At 61.2% G+C, this 17,754-nt stretch carries 20 protein-coding genes; 9 read left to right on the top strand and 11 right to left on the bottom strand.

The window, feature by feature from the left end:
- Positions 1-151: 151 nt before the first annotated feature.
- Positions 152-907 carry an SDR family NAD(P)-dependent oxidoreductase gene (locus J2X71_RS23410; RefSeq protein ID WP_310385546.1) on the top strand — a complete coding sequence of 252 codons (756 nt, stop codon included), beginning with the start codon at positions 152-154 and terminating at the stop codon, positions 905-907.
- 46 nt (positions 908-953) lie between these two features.
- Here the strand turns inward: J2X71_RS23410 and J2X71_RS23405 are convergent, their stop codons facing one another.
- Genes J2X71_RS23405 through J2X71_RS23395 form a run of 3 tightly spaced genes read right to left on the bottom strand, consistent with a single transcriptional unit; the run spans position 954 to position 4,197 of the window.
- Positions 954-1,871 (bottom strand): HlyD family secretion protein, encoded by a 918-nt coding sequence (locus J2X71_RS23405; protein WP_310385545.1) that lies wholly within the window; start codon positions 1,869-1,871, stop codon positions 954-956.
- Entirely contained in the window at positions 1,868-2,083 is a 216-nt protein-coding gene (locus J2X71_RS23400; RefSeq protein WP_310385543.1) for a DUF1656 domain-containing protein, read from the bottom strand. The genes J2X71_RS23405 and J2X71_RS23400 overlap by 4 nt, the downstream gene beginning before the upstream one ends.
- The gene (locus J2X71_RS23395; protein ID WP_310386169.1) at positions 2,080-4,197 is read right to left on the bottom strand and encodes an FUSC family protein; all 2,118 of its coding nucleotides are present in this window, start codon (positions 4,195-4,197) and stop codon (positions 2,080-2,082) included. Before J2X71_RS23395 ends, J2X71_RS23400 begins: the two co-directional genes overlap by 4 nt.
- A gap of 77 nt (positions 4,198-4,274) precedes the next feature.
- Here J2X71_RS23395 and J2X71_RS23390 point away from each other — a divergent pair, with 77 nt between their 5' ends.
- Together J2X71_RS23390 and J2X71_RS23385 are read left to right on the top strand one after the other, a co-directional pair.
- Entirely contained in the window at positions 4,275-5,099 is an 825-nt protein-coding gene (locus tag J2X71_RS23390; RefSeq protein ID WP_310385541.1) for a helix-turn-helix transcriptional regulator, read from the top strand.
- Positions 5,100-5,265: 166 nt separating this feature from the next.
- The gene (locus tag J2X71_RS23385) at positions 5,266-6,459 is read left to right on the top strand and encodes a succinylglutamate desuccinylase/aspartoacylase family protein (protein WP_310385539.1); all 1,194 of its coding nucleotides are present in this window, start codon (positions 5,266-5,268) and stop codon (positions 6,457-6,459) included.
- 225 nt (positions 6,460-6,684) lie between these two features.
- Here J2X71_RS23385 and J2X71_RS23380 read toward each other — a convergent pair whose 3' ends face one another.
- Together J2X71_RS23380 and J2X71_RS23375 are read right to left on the bottom strand one after the other, a co-directional pair.
- Positions 6,685-6,879 carry a type II toxin-antitoxin system RelE/ParE family toxin gene (locus tag J2X71_RS23380; protein WP_310385536.1) on the bottom strand — a complete coding sequence of 65 codons (195 nt, stop codon included), beginning with the start codon at positions 6,877-6,879 and terminating at the stop codon, positions 6,685-6,687.
- Between the two features lie 91 nt (positions 6,880-6,970).
- Positions 6,971-7,219, bottom strand: a complete 249-nt coding sequence (locus tag J2X71_RS23375; RefSeq protein ID WP_310385534.1) for a type II toxin-antitoxin system ParD family antitoxin — start codon at positions 7,217-7,219, stop codon at positions 6,971-6,973.
- Positions 7,220-7,592: 373 nt separating this feature from the next.
- Here J2X71_RS23375 and J2X71_RS23370 point away from each other — a divergent pair, with 373 nt between their 5' ends.
- The 3 genes from J2X71_RS23370 (at position 7,593) to J2X71_RS23360 (ending at position 11,803) form a co-directional block, all read left to right on the top strand.
- Positions 7,593-8,675: a substrate-binding domain-containing protein gene (locus J2X71_RS23370; RefSeq protein ID WP_113322496.1), complete on the top strand. Its 1,083-nt coding sequence runs from the start codon at positions 7,593-7,595 to the stop codon at positions 8,673-8,675.
- Between the two features lie 97 nt (positions 8,676-8,772).
- Positions 8,773-11,028 (top strand): ABC transporter permease subunit, encoded by a 2,256-nt coding sequence (locus tag J2X71_RS23365; protein WP_310385531.1) that lies wholly within the window; start codon positions 8,773-8,775, stop codon positions 11,026-11,028.
- A complete protein-coding gene (locus tag J2X71_RS23360; protein ID WP_007815323.1) occupies positions 11,021-11,803 on the top strand; it encodes an ATP-binding cassette domain-containing protein in 783 nt (260 codons plus the stop codon). Before J2X71_RS23365 ends, J2X71_RS23360 begins: the two co-directional genes overlap by 8 nt.
- Before the next feature lie 44 nt (positions 11,804-11,847).
- On the opposite strand, the gene J2X71_RS23355 is transcribed toward J2X71_RS23360, so the two are convergent.
- The 3 genes from J2X71_RS23355 to J2X71_RS23345 form a co-directional block, all read right to left on the bottom strand.
- Positions 11,848-12,372 (bottom strand): AAA family ATPase, encoded by a 525-nt coding sequence (locus J2X71_RS23355; RefSeq protein ID WP_310385529.1) that lies wholly within the window; start codon positions 12,370-12,372, stop codon positions 11,848-11,850.
- A 109-nt stretch (positions 12,373-12,481) separates the two neighbouring features.
- On the bottom strand, positions 12,482-12,778 hold the full coding sequence (locus J2X71_RS23350) for a hypothetical protein (protein WP_310385527.1): 297 nt from the start codon (positions 12,776-12,778) through the stop codon (positions 12,482-12,484).
- Between the two features lie 11 nt (positions 12,779-12,789).
- A complete protein-coding gene (locus J2X71_RS23345) occupies positions 12,790-13,125 on the bottom strand; it encodes a hypothetical protein (RefSeq protein WP_310385525.1) in 336 nt (111 codons plus the stop codon).
- 242 nt (positions 13,126-13,367) lie between these two features.
- Here J2X71_RS23345 and J2X71_RS23340 point away from each other — a divergent pair, with 242 nt between their 5' ends.
- Positions 13,368-13,841 carry an Hsp20 family protein gene (locus J2X71_RS23340; RefSeq protein WP_310385524.1) on the top strand — a complete coding sequence of 158 codons (474 nt, stop codon included), beginning with the start codon at positions 13,368-13,370 and terminating at the stop codon, positions 13,839-13,841.
- 53 nt (positions 13,842-13,894) lie between these two features.
- Complete coding sequence (locus J2X71_RS23335; RefSeq protein ID WP_310385522.1) at positions 13,895-14,125, top strand: hypothetical protein; 231 nt, start codon at positions 13,895-13,897, stop codon at positions 14,123-14,125.
- Between the two features lie 217 nt (positions 14,126-14,342).
- Here the strand turns inward: J2X71_RS23335 and J2X71_RS23330 are convergent, their stop codons facing one another.
- Positions 14,343-14,777, bottom strand: a complete 435-nt coding sequence (locus tag J2X71_RS23330; protein ID WP_310385520.1) for a MarR family transcriptional regulator — start codon at positions 14,775-14,777, stop codon at positions 14,343-14,345.
- A gap of 135 nt (positions 14,778-14,912) precedes the next feature.
- Here J2X71_RS23330 and J2X71_RS23325 point away from each other — a divergent pair, with 135 nt between their 5' ends.
- On the top strand, positions 14,913-16,520 hold the full coding sequence (locus tag J2X71_RS23325) for an FAD-dependent oxidoreductase (RefSeq protein WP_310385518.1): 1,608 nt from the start codon (positions 14,913-14,915) through the stop codon (positions 16,518-16,520).
- Positions 16,521-16,538: 18 nt separating this feature from the next.
- Here the strand turns inward: J2X71_RS23325 and J2X71_RS23320 are convergent, their stop codons facing one another.
- Positions 16,539-17,222 carry a hypothetical protein gene (locus J2X71_RS23320; RefSeq protein WP_310386167.1) on the bottom strand — a complete coding sequence of 228 codons (684 nt, stop codon included), beginning with the start codon at positions 17,220-17,222 and terminating at the stop codon, positions 16,539-16,541.
- A 343-nt stretch (positions 17,223-17,565) separates the two neighbouring features.
- On the bottom strand, positions 17,566-17,712 hold the full coding sequence (locus tag J2X71_RS23315) for a hypothetical protein (protein ID WP_310385516.1): 147 nt from the start codon (positions 17,710-17,712) through the stop codon (positions 17,566-17,568).
- Positions 17,713-17,754 lie beyond the last annotated feature (42 nt).

The raw sequence follows: 17,754 nt of genomic DNA, 5'->3' as shown, positions 1-17,754 counted from the left end.
TTTGCGGCCCATTCGCTTCTGTGGAATTGCGTATCTGGCAGGCGGACAAGCTTCGCAACTTGCAATAGTATGCATTTCGATCATTCACGAATCTCCTTGCCTCGGCCACTCGTTTTGCAAGAGTATTAGAATACGAGAATGGAAGGAAGCGATGAAACTTTGCCTGGAAGGAAAAGTCGCGATCGTGACGGGTGGGGGCTCCGGTATCGGGGCTGCCGTTTCCCGGCAGCTCGCCAACGAGGGTGCCGAGGTCGTCGTTGCCGATCTCAATGAGGATGCTGCGCACAAGACTGCCGCGGCAATTGCTGCGGACGGCGGTCGCGCCCGCGCCTTTGTCGTCGATGTGACCGATTTCGAGGCGGTGCAGAGGCTTGTCCATTTTGCCGTCGAGGAATGCGGTGGTCTCAATCTCGCCGTCAACAATGCGGGGGTCGATGGCGTGCGGGCAGCGGTCGCAGACTATCCGCTCGACGACTGGCACAGATTGATGAACGTCAATCTGAACAGCGTTTTCTACTGCATGAAATGCGAGATCGGCGCGATGCTGAAATCGGGCGGGGGGTCAATCGTGAACATGTCGTCGGCCCTTGGGGCCGTCGGGTTGCCGACCGCGGCCGCCTATACCACAGCCAAGCACGGCCTTGTCGGACTGACGAAGGTCGCCGCGATAGAATATGCGCGATATGGAATCCGGGTAAACGCCGTCGGTCCCGGCTGGATCGACACGCCACTCCTGTCGGAGCATCTGGAAGCAGCAAGCACACGGCGGATGGCGGCGCTGCAGCCAATGTGCCGGCGGGGAACACCTGATGAGGTCGCCAATCTCGTCAGCTTCCTGCTGTCGGAACAGGCGAGCTTCATTACAGGAGCTCACTACCTGGTGGATGGCGCCTATACTGCACATTAGAGCGCCGTGCGTTCATTCGTACGCACAGCGCTCTAACTCTTTGAATCTACGCATCAGGCTTTCCGAAAAGCGATCCCGATTTTCGGGCCGATATTGTAGCGGGGACGATCTCCACGGTCGCGGTGCTGCCGGCAATCAGCCTGATGCCGATGGGGACGGGGTCGATGTGGATGCGGACCGGGATGCGCAGTGCGAGCCTGACCCACGAGAAGGTGGGCACGACCTTCGGCAGGAGATTGCCCGCGTCGCTCCGCTGATCGTCGGCGATGGCGGCGGCGATGCTCTCCACACGGCCGGTGATCTCGGCATCGTCTCCCATCAGCCGGACTCTGGCCGGATCGCCGATCGCGACCTGCCGCAGCTTCGTCTCCTCGAAGTATCCCTCGATGCGTAGCGAGGCGGTATCGACAAGGGCCACCGCCTGCGTCCCGGTTGCCAGGAAATCTCCTGGATGGATGCCCAGGTTGGTAACGATGCCGTCAACTGGAGCCTTGACCGAAGAACGTTCCAGATTGAGCGCGGCTAGGTCACGGTCGAGTTGTGCCTGCCGATGGGTCGCCTCAGCCTGGCCGGCGGCTGTTTCTACCTGTTCCACTTTCTGCCGGGTGACGGTCGTGTCGTTGAGCTGGCGATAGCGGACGAGATCGCGATTGGCCATGTCGAGCGCGGCCTTGCTGCTGTCGACTTTGGCTTCCGCGGTTTTCAGGGCGAGCGTATAGCGCACATGATCGATACGGAAGATCACGTCACCCGCATGAACTTCTTCGTTGTCTTGGACCAGCACCTCGCTGACGAGGCCGGACACGTCGGGCGCGATACGCACCACATCGGCGCGCACGCGCCCATCCCGCGTCCAGGGCATCTGCTCGTAGCGCCTCCACACCGGCAAAGCGACAAGAGCGGCGATCGCGACGAGGCAGAGGGTCAGGGCGTAGCGGCCGAGCAGGGATAAAACAGGCTTCATTGGAACAATCCGGTGGATGGCAGGTGCTGCACGAGCAGACCGTAGATGATGGTGAAGGTGGCGAGCTCGACGAGTGGCCGGTAGGCGAACAGGCGGAAGATGCCCGCGACGACCAGCAGACGGATCACTGCAATCGTGGCGACCAGCGCGACGAACACGAGCACCAGCAAACCGGGTATGAGGACGCCCCCGATGTTGAGATCGACGATCATGACCCGATCTCCGCGTCCGCAGTACTACTCGGATTCAAGGCGAACCGAAGGTCGATGAGCAGGTCGAGCAACAGTGAATGTTTTTCGTTGGGGCTGCCGGCGATCAGCATCGTCAACGTCTCGATGCGCTGATCCAGACCGATGCCTTCGACAGGTCCAGTCGGGCGCGCGGCGCCGAAGTGTGCGGCGATCGCCGAAAGAAGAGCTCGCGCGTTGTCGCCGATCTCGCCCTCGATCTGCCCGATCGTCTGACGGATCCGACCAATGGCGTGGCCGATGCGAAGATGGTGCAGCGTATCGTCAAGCACATCCGAATAGGACTTATTGGATAATCGGAACCTTGGAAGCAGCAGCGCTGTCCGATCGACCATGAGGCTTGTCCAGTGCGCTTCGTTGGGAGCGTTGCCAAGGGCTCGCCGCCTGACGTCTCGCCGACTCAGTCGAAGCAGTCGGTTGATCGCGGCGTCGATCGGTACGGTCTGAAACAGTGTCATGCTGACCGCCCCAAATCCGGTTGCCGCAAAAAGCGCGATGACGGTGTTGAGGGATGCTGCGAAGTTACCGCTGTAGGTGGTGCCCAGACCCGAGAGGATCGGAATGGTGAGGGTTATTCCGAGCGCCATGAACGTCGTCGGGGGACGCGCTTGCATGGAACCGGCAAACAGGAACGCAGGCGCGAGCACTGCGATAAGGACGCTGAAGTCCGTGACTCGGGGAAGGATGACGAAGCTGTAGGCGAGGCTGATCGCCACCCCGCAGACCGAGCCGATTATATACTTGATGACGTTCGATGCCGGCGCATCGACATTCCCAAATAGAGTGCAGCATACACCGAGGATCGAGACGGCTGTCCCGCCGTCCGGCCAGGCCGACGATATCCAGAAAGTGCAGCCGATGAGGATGCCGACGATGGCACCCAACCCGGCCCGGGCCGCCATCCAGGGGTCGCGGTGATAGACGTAGCCCTTCGCGCGCCTTTGCCAGTGGAATGATCCGGCATCGCGTGATCGGATGGCCGTCGCGAGGTTCGGCGTGAGCCGATCGCAATCGTGGAGCAGGCCGATCATCTCTGCGAGATGGCCGACGAGGTTTGCGGCGAGCCTGTCGCCAGGCGTCACGGCATTCGGGCTGATGCATGCCTTGAGCGACCGCGCGCGGTCGATCAGCGGCACCGCGCCGCCCTCTCGCTCAGCCACGTCGACGGCTTCGATCCAAGCCTCGACGTCCCGCAGCAAGGAGGTCAGTTCGTCGGGCGGGTTGTGGTTCCCGATACTCAGGGCATGGATCCGAGCCTCGATCTCGGTCGCAAGCGGAAGCAGTCGTGCGAGACGATCATGGACCAACTGCAGTTTCTCCCGACGCGGTGTCACGGGGGCCGGGTCGTATGGCAGGTGCGTCGCAAGCCCCTGCAGGACAAGGAGGTCCACTGCCAGCTGGTTGCGGTCGCGACGGGTCTTCTCTCCCGGCGTTCCGTTCAGCGCGTCACCGGCCAGCCGACGGGCGTCCCGCAGCGTTGCCGACAGCTTGCCGATGAACTGGTCGGTCATGCGCTTCGGCAGGACGTAGCGATGTAACAGGACGGCGCAGAGGATCCCGATCGAGATCTCCTGGACCCGCACCGATGCCGTATCGAAGACCGCGCCTGGATCGAGTACGCTTGGGAAGCCAATCAGGCTCGCGGTGTAGCCTGCAAGAACAAAGGCATAAGCTCGCGGAGTGCGATCGAGCAGCGAGAAGTAGAGGCACACACCGATCCAGCAGGCGAGCACCACGCTGCATGCGATCGGATCGTTCACGAAACGCGGTACTATCGCCACTGTCGCCACGGCGCCGGCAATCGTCCCGGCGAGACGATAGACGCCGCGGCTGAGCGATGCGCCGGCAGAGGTCTGCGAGACGATATAGACGGTGACGATGGCCCAATAAGGCTTGGGAAGCCCAACGCGCAGCGAGATGTAGTAGGCGAGCATCGCCGCAGCGAAGCTCTTTACCGAGAAGAGCAGCGCATCCGCATCTGCCTTCATGGTGGGAGTTCGAAGTAGATTCGAACCCGCGCGCGCTATTGTGGCGCTGGCCCTCGCGAGGGGACTTTTTGAAGTATGGACTGTGCTCATGCCGGCCACTATCGCCGAGTTGCCAAGGTAAATAAATTCGGTATCCTGTCAAAAAACACCTGAATCCTGCCAATACTATGCGCACCTCACGATCAGCCATTTCCGTCTTTGACCCCGATCTCACGGATCGGCCGGCGGTCGCGCGCCAGCTCGACTTCGCAGAATACGAAGCGGAAGTGCCGACGCACACGCATCGCAAGGGTCAGTTGATTCTCGCGCTGCACGGGGCAGTCACCTGCGCTGCGGACAACGAGATCTGGATCGTACCGCCCAACTGCGGAGTCTGGGTACCGGGCTCGGTGCCGCATAGCGCGAGGGCGACGGCGAATGCCCGGCTCAGCTACCTGTTCGTGGAGCCAGGCGCCGCGAACCTGCCCGAGGAATGCTGCACCCTATCGATCTCTCCGATGATCCGGGAAATGGTCCATCGGCTGGCGCGCGAGAGTGCGGATTATCTTCCAGATAGCCACGCCGCCCGGATTGCGAGGGTGACTTTGGACGAACTGGTCGAAATGCCGCGTGAACGCTTCAATCTGCCGATCTCCAGCCATTCAAAGATCCGTTCGATAGCGGATGCCTTGACGATCGAACCGTCTGACCGCAGCACGTTAGGCGAGTGGGCGCAGCGCGTGGCGATGAGCGAGAGATCGTTGGCTCGTTTGATGATCCGGGAGACGGGCCTGACGTTTGGACGCTGGCGGCAGCAATTGCACCTTGTCGTAGCGCTTCGGGAACTCGCCAGCGGTTCGACGGTGCAGACCGTAGCTGCCGAGTTGGGCTACGACTCGGTGAACGCCTTCATCACGATGTTCAAGAAGGCTCTGGGTAACACACCCGCGCAATATTTCGCGCAACGCAGAGCGATGCTGTTCACAGTCCCGAAACGCGCTCTGAAAGAATGACTGCTTTTCGGATTTTGCCGGACGACATCGCAAGTTCGTAAACCCGGCACAGGTTCGCAGAAATCACGCGGCCTTGCCGGTTCAGCAGCATACCCTAGATTGAAGTTGCGCGGGCTTCTCGCGACCGATGTACGTGCCGTTGTTCTCAACACAAAGGGCTTCCATCATGTCGGACAAATCGAAGAAAGGCATCGATCGCCGCGATCTCCTGATCGCATCCATTGCCACGGTCGGCGCGTCGGCTGCCCTGGCCGTCACCACCGGTGCTGCGAATGCCGAGGACGCAGCGAAACCCGCTGCCAATCCAGCCTCGGGAACGGTCTATACCGGCGATGTCATCCAGGGGAAAAAGGTCGTCAGCGCGCTCGACGTCGACGACCTGGAGCCCGGGCAGAAGCACTTCCTGTATTTTCAGGGTGCGCAGATGCCCACGGGGCAGCACTGGTACGTGTCGGTGACGGTCGCCAAGGGGGCAAAGCCGGGCAAGCGCGGCATCCTGACCAGCGGTGTGCATGGCGATGAAATGAGCAACATTCACACGGTGCAGACCGTGATGAACCAGCTCGATCCGGCGCAGATGTCGGGCACGGTCATGGCGGTCACCGACGTGGCACGCCCTGCCCTTGAAAGCATGCAGCGCAGGTGGCCCAATCAGGGCAGGGGCGTAGATCTGATCGATATGAACAGGGAATGGCCGGGGAACGAGAACGGTGCCTCCGCGCCCAGCCGACATGCCGGCCTGCTATTCAACCGGCTGCTGCGGCCGAACGCCGACTTCGCGATCGACTTCCACACCGGAACAACCGGGTTCGAAGTCACCGCATTCAATATTGGCGGCATGGATGTGCCGGAGGTCAAGGCCATGGTGGAACTCTATCCCGTCGGCCAGATCTTCGACAATCATGTCTATCCCGGTGTCCTGCACAACGCGTTCATGGACGTGGGCATCCCCTCCTTTACGCCGGAGATCGGCGCAGCCCGCGTTCTGGACCTCGAGATGATCTCGCTGTTCGTGGAAGGCACGATGAACGTCCTCAAGCATCACGGCATCGTTGCCGGGCCGATGGGCCGGACAGGCAAGGACGTGAATGTCTTCGTCGGCAACAGTGCGTTCCCTATCCTGGCAACCCAGGGCGGGATCGTCGAGCATCTGGTCAAGCTCAACGACAAGGTCGAACCCGGACAGAAGGTGGCCATCCAGCGCAACAGCTTCGGCGAAGTGGTCGCGGAATATACGAGCGCCGTGGCCGGAGAGATAACGGGCCAGCGCAGCGACGCAATGTCCGAGCCCGGCAACCCCCTGGTCTTCATCCTCTTCCACAAGGCGGCGCTGGAGGGCGCGGAGGCCTATCCCGAGTAATCCGCGGTCACGCGGCGATCCGAGACATCATTCCAGCATTGCGCTACGGCCTGTCTTTGCTGATCCGTTCGCCGCTTGTGCCGTTTTTTTCTCGCGGTATGCATGGCGTAAATCGCGGTCGGCGGGCGATGGCGTTATCGCCAGCGGCGCTTCCGCTTTATGCGGGGCGACATAGGAGAAGTGATATCAGGAGCCTGATTGAGGACGCACGATTCTCGCCGGTTCCTAGCTGAAAAGACCTTGCCAATCCTGCCGACCATGCAGGACGCGAACAATCAGAATGCCGTGCTCCCGGATTGTGTAGGCAATCATGTGTGCCTGATAGGGATGAAGCCGCATGGGCGGGTTCAGTTCTCGGCGCTCCCGGGCCATTTGCGGATTATCGGCAAGCAATTCGAACGTGCCGAACAACTCGTCCACATATGCTCGGACTGCGCGACGCCGAAATGCTCAGCGCCGAGAACGTAGATCTCGATAATATCCCGATCTGCTTCAAAGGTTGTTCGATATTTCATGCCCGGCTGGCGGCCAACCGTTCACGCGCAGCCTGGAGAATGTCTTCCTTTGAGCGGTCGCTGACGCCACTGTCCAAACCTTCGGTAACAAGCCGTTGCAGCTCTGCCAGCTTGTCCGATCGCTCCTGATCGCGCCGGATCAGATCACGGACATAATCGCTTGCGTTGCTGTAGCGCCCCGTCCTGGTCTGGGCTTCCACCCACTCCTTCATCGGGTCGGGCAGGGAAACATTCATGGTTGCCATATCAATCACCTCGTTTTGAGATAATGGCATAGTTTGGCAAGGATTGCCAATATTTGGAGGATGGCAACCGTGATGCGTGCAGCCCTCCAGCATCGGCCCCGAAATCGTCCTTTGTGCATCCGAATGGACGAGCGGCGCTCACCCAATGGTCAGGTCGCGCGCAGGAACCGCGCGATCAAAGTGATGCCTGCCAATCAAAATCGGTTATCGGATGCTTCTAAAGCAAACAAATTCGCCGGGATGATCAACTTATCCGTTTACTTGGGTCGGAATTGCGCAGAATATTAGCAAATGGGAGGATAAGCCTTCGGCCCCACTCTCGATACATTGCGCCCGACGGCTTTCCTCCCTTGGTTTCAAGGGAGGACCAATCATGAGGCGGGTATTGTTCTACGCGGCATCAGCCGCGATACTATCGCTCGGTGTCTCGCATGCATTTGCGCAGTCGGGCGGCGTCGAGAAAGCGGTTGGCGGCTACAACTTCGAGGAAGCCGCAAAAGAGGCCCCCGGCACGAAGGATTTCCATTCGGCCGACGGTCATCTGACCTTCGCGATCGTAACGCATACGGCAGGCAACGGCTTCTTTGACCCCGTCTATGTCGGCGCGACCGTCGCCGGCAATATGATCGGTGCCAAGATATTGCTGCTCGGTTCGGAATCGCCGGTGGACGACCCCGCCCGCGAGCTCGAGATCCTGAACCAGATCATTCAGGACCCGACCATCGACGGCATCATCATGACGACGCCGCAGGTCGGCGCCTATAACGACATCGTCAAGGCTGCCGAGGCGGCCGGCATCCCGATCGCGACGACCAACTCGTTCGACGGCAACATTCTGCACCGGAGCGCGATCAGCCACACCGGCCAGGATGCGTCGGCGGCGGCAATCGGCGGCGAGGCGCTTGCAAATTGCGTGCTTGCCAGTGGCGCGACCAGCGGCTCGATCGTGCTGCCGTCCTCCACGGCGATGGGCAATATCGAGGTGAACAACCGTGTCACCGCCGCCTTCAATGCCATCGTCAAGACGTTGAAGGACGCCGGCAAGCTCGATGCCTTCAAGGTTGACGCCGGTCCGGAGAATGTCGGCATCGACACGAACCCGAACGACCCCGTCAACGCACTTGTTTCGCTCTTCGAGTCCCGCGGTGACGTGGTCGGCGCCTTCACAGCCAACAACGTCTTTACGCCGCCGCTCGTCAAGGCGGTTGCCCAGATGGGGAAGACCGGCAAGTTGTGCGCTTATGGTTTCGATCTCGGCCCGGCACAGCAGGAAGGCATCGCAGCGGGGAACCTGACCGGCTCGCTCGGCCAGCAGCCCTTCCTGCAGGGCTTCTGGCCTGTCATGCAGCTCTATCTCCAGATCGATCGCGGTATCGCAGCTGCCAATCTCGACACGCGTGCCCAGCTCGTGACGAAGGAAACGGTCGCCAACGTCGGCAAGCGCTTCGAGAACTGACGGCCGTTCGAAACGTCTGAAATCAGGCGGGAGGGTGCGAGCCATCCCGCCACGCGAAGGCAAGGATCGGTCGGTAGAACTCATTCGGTAGAAACTCATGGAGCCCCCCACGACGACATCGCTCGGCCGTGCGCCGCCCCAGCTCGTCGGCGGCTGGGAGGCGGGGCTCCTCATGTTTCTTGCGCTGCTCTACTTCGGCGGGGCCATCGTCAATCCGGCCTTCTTCGGATCGACAGAGGCCCTTCACGCGCTTCTGCGCGATACGTCCCGTGTGGGGATCATCGCGGTCGGGATGACTTTCGTCATCGTCAACAGGGATCTCGATCTTTCGGTCGGTTCGACCTACGGTCTGATCGCCGTCGTCTTCGCCAGGCTTTTTTCCCCGAGCTTTCTCGATTTCGGCGTGATCCAGTCGGCGATCCTCTGCGTGCTGCTGGGCACAGCGATCGGCCTGATCAACGGCGTGCTCGTCACCGTCCTAAAAGTGCCGGCCTTCATCGCGACGCTGACGATCCTCTTCATCGGCCGCGGCTTCGTGCTGGCGCTGACGCATGGTCAGGCAATCTATTATTCCGACAAGGCGAAAGACCATCCGCTGTTCTTCCACCTCGGAGAGACGAATATCCTCGGCTTCAACAACCAGATCGCGATCTTCTTTCTCATCGCCATAGTTGGAGCCTATGTGCTTGCCAAGACCCGCTGGGGCTATGAGACTTTCGCCACCGGCGGAAACGAGCAGGCGGCGGGCTACGCCGGCATTCGAACACGCTGGGTGCGCATTCGCGCCTATCTGCTCTCCTCGCTTTGCGCGACCCTTGCAGCTCTCCTGTCGGCCGCGCAGGACAAGGGTGTCACCCCTCTCTATGGTGTCAGCTGGGAACTCACCGTTATCGCATCCGTCGTCATCGGCGGCGCATCGATCCTTGGCGGGCGCGGGCGCGTGATCGGGTCTTGCCTGGGTGCTGCGGTCGTCGTGCTGATCGACAAGGTGCTGCGCGAGGGATGGCCGATCACGCGCATCGTCGTGATCGACGGTGAAAGCATCGCAGTCGGCGCCAAGTTCACCCTGCCTGCAGGCGCCGTGCTGGTTTTCCTGGGTCTGCTTCTCGTCATCGCCGTGCTGATCGAGCCCTTCCTTATCAGGCGCCAGGTTGCGGCCCGGCTATGGGCATGGCTGCGCCGCCGGCCGCCCCCGCCGGCCTATGAGATGGGCGGCGTGGCGATTGAAGGTGTCCAGACCAAGGGAGCGATGGCGGCCGACATGGCGCTGTCTGCCACAGGGCTCGGCAAGTTTCTCGCCCGCCGCGACGCACTTGCCATCATCCTGACCGTCGTGTTGTGGTTGACCGGTCTCGTGCTCAGGCCGGATTACTGGTGGAACCTGCCCAACACCTTTGCCATCCTGCTCAATTACACGGAACTGGCCCTCATCACGGTCGGGCTCACCTATGTCATCGCAGCCGGCGATATCGATCTCTCCGTCGGCGCGGTGCTTGCCCTTGCTGGCAGCACTGCGGCCTATTTCCTGAAGGTGCTCGGCGCCGACCCGCTCACCGCCGTGGCGATGGGCCTGTTTGCAGGGACGTGCGCCGGCGCCGTCAACGCCATGGTCGTCGTCGGCTTCAAACTGCCTGCCTTCATCGCCACGCTCGGCATGTTCTACATTGCCCGCGGGCTCGCCGCCTGGTTCGTCGCGGGACAGCAGCTGACCGGCTGGCCCGAGGGCTATAACCTGCTCGGGCGCAAGGTGAATGACGTTCTCCTGCATTTCGGCCTTGCGCTGCCGCCGGGGATCATTCGCTCGGTCGCCGAGGTCGTCAGCGTCCAGACGATCTGGATGTTTTTCATCGCCGTGATCGCCGGTATCGTGCTTGCCTATACGCCGTTCGGGCTGAAGGTCTGTGCGGCCGGCGGCAACGTGCGCGCCGCAGCCTATGCCGGTATCAACACCAACCGCGTGCGCTTCATCTCGCTCATGCTGTCGGCGCTCTGCGCAACCATGGCCGGGATCATCAATGTCGCCTACTTCCGCAGCTTCAACCCGGTCGCCGGCCAGTTTCGCGAGCTCGATGCGATCGCTTCCGTCATCATCGGCGGCGGATCGATCTTCGGCGGTTACGGCACGATGATCGGCTCGCTTGCTGGTGCCGCCGTCATCACGCTCGTCCGCGCACTGCTTCAACTCAACGTCCAGGGGTTCAGCATGCCGCAGCACTGGATCAACGTCTTTATCGGCGTCATCCTCATCGTCGCGGTGCTGATCGATATATGGGTGCGCCAGGCCAATATTTTCGGGCGCCTGCGAACCCGGCTGAGAAGAGGGGCGTCAACAGGGGACAGCAATCATGGCTGAGGCGACACCATCTGCGCCGATCGTGGAAATGCGGGGCATCGAAAAAGCCTTCGGGGCCGTGCAGGCGCTTCGCAAGGTTGATCTGACGCTTTATCCCGGCGAGATTCTCGGCCTGGTCGGCGACAATTCCGCCGGCAAATCGACGCTCATGAAGATCCTGACCGGTGCTTATCAGCGCGATGCGGGTGATATCCTCGTTGCCGGGCAACCGGTGCGGTTCAAGAGCCCGCACGAGAGCCGCGGCGTCGGCATCGAGATGATCTACCAGGATTTCGCGCTCTGCGGCAACATGGATGTCGGCCAGAATATCTTCCTTGGCCGCTGGCCGCTTAAAGGCCCTTTCGTGAACAGGCGGAAGATGTATGCGGAAGCCGACAGCGTGCTGAAACGGCTCAAGGTCGACGTGAACTCCGTCTATCAGAAGGTCGAAAGCCTGTCGGGCGGCCGCCAGCAATCCGTCGCTATCGCCCGCGCAATCTCGTTCGAGCCGCGCGTCGTGATCCTCGACGAGCCGACCGCCAACCTTTCCGTGATGGCGACGGAACGGCTGCTCGAAACCATGCTGGAACTGAAGAGGCAAGGCGTCGCCCAGATCATCATCTCACACCGTCTGGTCGATATTTTTGCCGTGGGTGATCGCGTCATGGTCCTCAAGCGCGGCGAGTATGTCGGCGATCGTTACATCAGGAATACCGACGAGCATGAAGTGCTGGAGATTATCGTTTCCGGCACGCGAGAGAGCGCGCGGACAGCCGATGAGGCGAGAAAGATCTGATCGCTCGACCGCTCCGCTTCGCGCCGGAGCGGACAGTGCCGCCCTCAGCTGATCTCAGCGCATTTCGACAGGATATCGTCGACGACCGAGGCGAGCGGCCGGGTGGCGTCGATGGTCGTCGCGTTCCCGGGAATGTCTTCCTTCGTCGCCTGCAGGTGCAGGACCAGGTCCCGTTCGGCCGGTTTTCCGCCAAATTCGTCTTCGGCCCTGCCGGCGAGCCGGTTCTTCAGCGTGTCCGGATCGACATCTAGAACGAAAACCACGTCAAACAGATCGATGAAGCGATGGAAATTCCGCGAGCCGCCGCAGAAGAAGGAGATTGGGTGGCTTTTATCGGCCGCGAGCGACCTGACTTTGTCGACATGCCAGATATGGTGCCTCTGCACAAAGGCCACATCGTTCTGCTCATGCCGAGAACCATCCAGCGGTTCACCCGTATGGGGATCGCCTCGATAGGCAAGCTCGCGGTCACCATGAATGACGTGATAACCGCGCCGCTGCAATTCGGTGGCGACCGAGGTCTTGCCGGTCCCGGACACGCCTTCGATCAGATAATTCCTGACGCCCATTCCGCTCTCGTTCGATGCAGCACTCTTCGGCTATAGCCAAAGTACACCTCCGCCTTATGGCGCAGAAGTGCAAAGGATTTCCGACGCTTCAATCGCTTGCACGGATCGTTCAGTGCAGGATGGATGCCTTCGCCTTGCGGTCGACCAATGCTTCCACCGTGCCGATGAGGCGTGCTGCGCGCATCAGGACTTCGACACCTGCATCGTGGATCGCGATGTCGTAGCTCATCCGGTCCAGACACCCGGCGATCTCCTTCAGCTTCTCGCCGAGATCGCCATGGCGCAGCCGCTCGGCGGTGCGCGAGAGCCGCCGCAGGCATTCCGAATATCGTGAGGCGAGAACGAGCCTGTCGGTGATCGGGTTGCCTTCCGGGGCGGATGGAGACTGTGACGCCTTCTGTCGCATTCCGGCCTCCCTTATCCGAATATGGTGCAGACCGGCCTGCGGGTCTGCCTTCTCTTGACGAAATCCCGTCGGCTGCCATCCAGGGCCTTCAAGGCAGAAAGGATGTCCTGGTAGCGGATGGAGCAGGCGACACCCGGAGGATGGCGCAACTCGGGACAGGATTCGACCGCGTGCAGGTCGGATGCCCAGGAGGCGAGGATCGCGCGTTTCTCTTCGGTCGTCATCGTGTCCGAGACAACCACTTCGTTCGGATGGGAAAAGTGCCGATGGGGATGCAGGATATGCGACGCCGAAATGGCGTCGAGGACATTGGCCGGGCCGGCTGTCGTCTTGCCTTCGATTGTCATGTTGGATCTCCTAAAAACTTTCGACGGTTGAGGAAAATCTCCAGGCGGATAAGAGATTGTTTCGCTGTTTTCGGCGTTCAAGTGGGCCGCTGCCGAACGTTCAAAAAAATTTTCGAAGCCTCTTGAAACGCAAAAAAAGCCAAACCAAATCGATATTCGCCGGCAGCCCAAAGGGGGCCGGAAGCCGGGGACGCAGTTTCCGACGCGTCTCCTTTCCAACTCGCTTTACGGAGGATTTGGTCATGAGAAACGAATTCGACTTCGCACCCTTCTACCGCTCGAGCATCGGCTTCGACCGTGTGTTCAACCTTCTGAACAATCCGCAGCGTCTGCAGGCCATCGACACATGGCCGCCCTACGATATCGTCAAGTCCGGCGAGGACGACTACCGCATCCAGATGGCGGTCGCAGGTTTCGCCGACAGCGACCTCGACATCACCCAGGAACGCAACGTGCTGATCGTGAGGGGTCAGAAGGCGGAGGAGAAGCAGGGCGATTACCTGCATCGCGGCATTGCCGGCCGCTCCTTCGAACGGCGCTTTGAACTTGCAGACCACGTTCGGGTCGAGAACGCTTCGCTGACGAACGGCATTTTGACCATCGAGCTGAAGCGCGAGATCCCTGAAGCGATGAAGCCGCGCAAGATTGCGATCGGCAGCGCCGAGGGTTCCCAGGCGCCGATGCAGATGATCGAAGGCGAAAAGAACGTCGCTTGATCGGAGGAGGGGGAGGGGCCGGCGCCATTTGATGGCGCCGGCTTTTGAACGACATGAAGACCATCGATGTCCGAAAACCGCAGCCATTCGACGCCCGCGATCTTTCCGCGTGCCAGCCCGTTTTCGACACGCTTCTGAAAGAGGCGGGCGTCGACAAGGCCTCGGAAGAGGCGGCGCGCATCGCCGCGATCACCGTCGAGCTCTACCGGCAGGGGGTGCGCGATCCCGAGTATCTGCGCATCATGGTGGAAGGCGCGCGGGGGCTCTTCGACCGCGCCCTATAGCGGCCGCCGGTTTCCGAGATCGCGCCGGCGAAGATTTTTCCGTTTCCGACAAGGTTCGGCATCATTTTACTTTCGGATTGGCCTTCGCCTCGGCGAGGTCATTAGAGCTTCCCAGAAGTTCGCGATCTCTCCCACGCCATGCCGCGGCTGGAGCGGATTTCAGTGCCCGGTTTCGCTCCTGAGTGGAGGAAATGGCACACCGGGCCGGGCGGCGCGATCAAGCGCCTTCGGCGTGCAGCTTTCCGAAAATCCTGACGAGCGCCTCCAGATCGTCTGCCGACAGGCTTGCCAGTTCCGGCGGCGGCCGATGATAGGCCGCCAGCAATTCGTTCCTCGTAACGGTCCCCTTTTCGGTTGCTCGCACGAGCTTCACACGTCGATCACTTGACGACGGAATGCGATCGGCGAGGCCGGATCGCTCCAGCCGGTCTACCAGCCATGTTGCGGTCGAGGGATCGCAGCCCCATTCGCGCGCCAATGCCCCGATCGGCTTGCCGTCCGCTCCGAGCGAGAAAAGGGCGCGGGAATCGTTCGGCGTCAGCCCATACTTCTGCTGCGCCGCCAGACGCTGCGGCGCCGAACCCATCAGAAAGTTGAACATCAAGCGCCAGGCCTCATCGGCAAGGTTGGACGCATCGCGAGGGGGTGTCATGTCTCGGCTCCGGTGCTGCTGTCTTGACATATTTTGAGTCATCAAATATTTTTGTCAATCAAAGTAATAAACCTCCGTTTGCAGCCTGGCTTTGCCGGGAGCGGACCTGTCGTGTCCCAAACATAGGAGAAACGCATGAGCACGCATATCCCGGTTCTGATTATCGGCGGTGGCCTGAACGGCCTTACGGCCGCCACGCTCCTCGCCCATCAGGGTGTCGGCTGCATGGTGGTGGAGCGTCATGCTGGCACCTCGATCCAGTATAAGTTCACCGGCATCTCGCCGCGCAGCATGGAGATATTCCGCAGTCTCGGGCTGGAGACGGAAATCCGCGCCAAACGCACCGGCGACCAGCAGGGCGGCGGTATTGCACGGGCAAGAAACCTTGCCGATCCGGATATTCGATGGAGCGATGCTGCATGGCCTGACGCCAGGCCCTACAGTCCCACACAGCCCGCGACCTGCGACCAGCATGTGCTGGAACCGATCCTGCGCAATTACGCGGAGAGGGCCGGCGCGGACATTCGCTTCAATACCGAGTTTTCATCCCTGGAGCAGGACCCCGCCTCGGTTCGTGCTGTCATCCGCAATCGCGAAACCGGAGAGGAGGAAACTGTTGTCGCCGACTATCTGATCGCCGCTGACGGCGCCAATGGCACGCTGCGCGAAAAGCTCGGTATCGACCGGAAGGGCCCAGGCGTGTTGCAGCACTGGATGAGCATCATCTTCGACACGGACCTGTCTGCCGAGATCGATGGCAGGCCGCTCACCTCCTGCTTCGTCAGCGATCTCAACGCCACCATCACGCCGCGTCCAGGCGGGCGTTGGCTGCTGGCGTTGCAATATTTTCCGGAAAGGGGCGAGCGACCGGAGGACTTCGACCGCGACCGTTGCCGGGAACTCGTCGAAAAAGCGGCCGGCCGATCCGGTGTCAAGGCGGAGTTGGTCGATGCGCGGTCCTGGGAGATGGCGGCGTTCGTTGCAGACCGTTTCTGCGCGGGCCGCTGCTTCCTGATCGGCGATGCTGCGCATCTCATGCCACCGACCGGCGCATTCGGGGGAAATTCGGGCATCCACGATGCGCACAACCTGGCTTGGAAGCTCGCGATGGTCGTTCGCGGCGAGGCGGATGCCAGCCTGCTCGACAGCTACGACGCGGAGCGCCGGCCGGTGATCGCCGCGACGCTGGCACAGGCGCTCGCCCGTCTGCAGCAATGGTTCAAGGACCCTGCGGGGCGGTTGCCGCCTGCCGTCGCCATCGTGGATGACTACGATGTCGTGTTCGGACAGCGCTACGACACCGGCGCATTGGTGTTCGAGGCTGCCGCTCGCGACCGGTCGTTCGAACCGGTCGCGGAACTCGCCGGCGTTCCCGGCACCCGCGCGCCGCATCTCGTCATCGAGCGTGAAGGCGAAAGGCTCTCGACGCTGGATCTGTTCGGACGCGGTTTCGTGTTGCTGGCAAACGATGCGAACTGGCGCGCCGCGGCGGATCGCTTGCGCAAGGACGGCGGCATCCCGCTCGCTTGCCATGTCTTCGGCGCGCACGGCGATCTCGGCGACCCGGAAGGACGCTGGCCTCATGCTTATGGCGTGGGCGATGGCGGCGCCGTGCTGGTTCGCCCCGACGGCTTCGTTGCGTGGCGTGCGCCAAGCGCGGAGATCGACATCGAAGGCCGGCTTGTCCAAGTTCTGGATGGGATCGGTATGCGTGTCGACCACCTCGAGGGCGTGCGTCGATGACCTGCTGAACTCAATTGCTCAACGTCCGTCGTCGCCCAGCATGTGATCCGCCAGCCTGTAACAGTGGCTCGCCTGATAGGCGTTCCGGCCACGGTTCATGTGCGTCAGGTTGAATGCCCGGATAGCCTGCAACGCACGGGGTGTGGCGAGAAATTTGCCAATTGAGGAGAAGCCGCGGACCTTGACGCCGAAAATGTCCTCGCCCCTGGGAAAGACATAGCTGACGTGATCAGGCATCATGACACAGGACCCAAGGAAATCCTCGTCCACCTGGCCGTGATCGAGTGAGTGGTCGGTGGTGAAATCGGAAAGATGCACCAGGAAGAGAGCGCGGATGTCCTCATCATCAGCATAGAGCGAGAAGAGCTCCATCCAGCTCGCATTGACGCGAACGAGGGCTTTGCCCGGTGTCGACGGCAGACAGGAAACCGACCAGTAGTGCCGCTCGGTCCGGCGCGGGATCGGAATGCAGTCGCTCCCGTAGCGCCTGACAATGTCCAGAACCGCTTGTGCCTGCGGCCGGCGCAGCAGCTTCTCAAACCTGGGGACGTACTTGAGACGCAATTCCAGGGACTCCGAGCGCTCGTCGGCATCGTGCAGGATCGTCTCACCGTGCATCCAATCGCGCTGCTGCTCAAGGTCGAGGAACCGGCGCAGACCGGCGGTGTTTTGGCGGCGCCCCGCGCTCACGTCATGTACAATTGAAGCAATCCCAGGCTCCGCTTCTGGACAGCTCTTCACCTCGTCGCGGCGACAGAGCTTTACGAATGTTTCCCTCTAGCAGCATATATCCATCATTTGCTGCGGGAGAACTACGGCCCCTATGCCGAGACACTTGTCGGACCTGCCGCTCAAGCGAAGCCGCAGACAGCCAGAAGCGGGTGTGGAACCACTCTATCTCTTTGTTTTTACGCAATTCCAGACGCAACACCGCTATGCACTTTTGCTGGAATTGCTCTAACCAGACAGGGTTCGAAAACTGTGATCGACAGGCCGGTTTCCCGAACCCCTCGGTGGATCAGCTCTCAATGGAAATCAGCAGCTACTAATAGCCACCGATATTGCCGCGAACGGGACCCATCCCCAGTGGAGTTGCGTAGGTCGTGTTGTCGCCGCCGGTGCCGGTGGTCGCGCACCCTGAAAGGCTCAGAAGCGCGATCGTTACCGCGGCCAAAAGGTATTTTACAGGCATGACATTGTCCCCCTTATCAGTCACCGCGCAGGCCTTCAGGGC

Source organism: Rhizobium sp. 1399 (assembly GCF_031455475.1).
GTDB lineage: Bacteria > Pseudomonadota > Alphaproteobacteria > Rhizobiales > Rhizobiaceae > Rhizobium.
The sequence above is the reverse complement of the archived record's forward strand: the minus strand, read 5'-3'. Positions and strand labels throughout refer to the sequence as shown.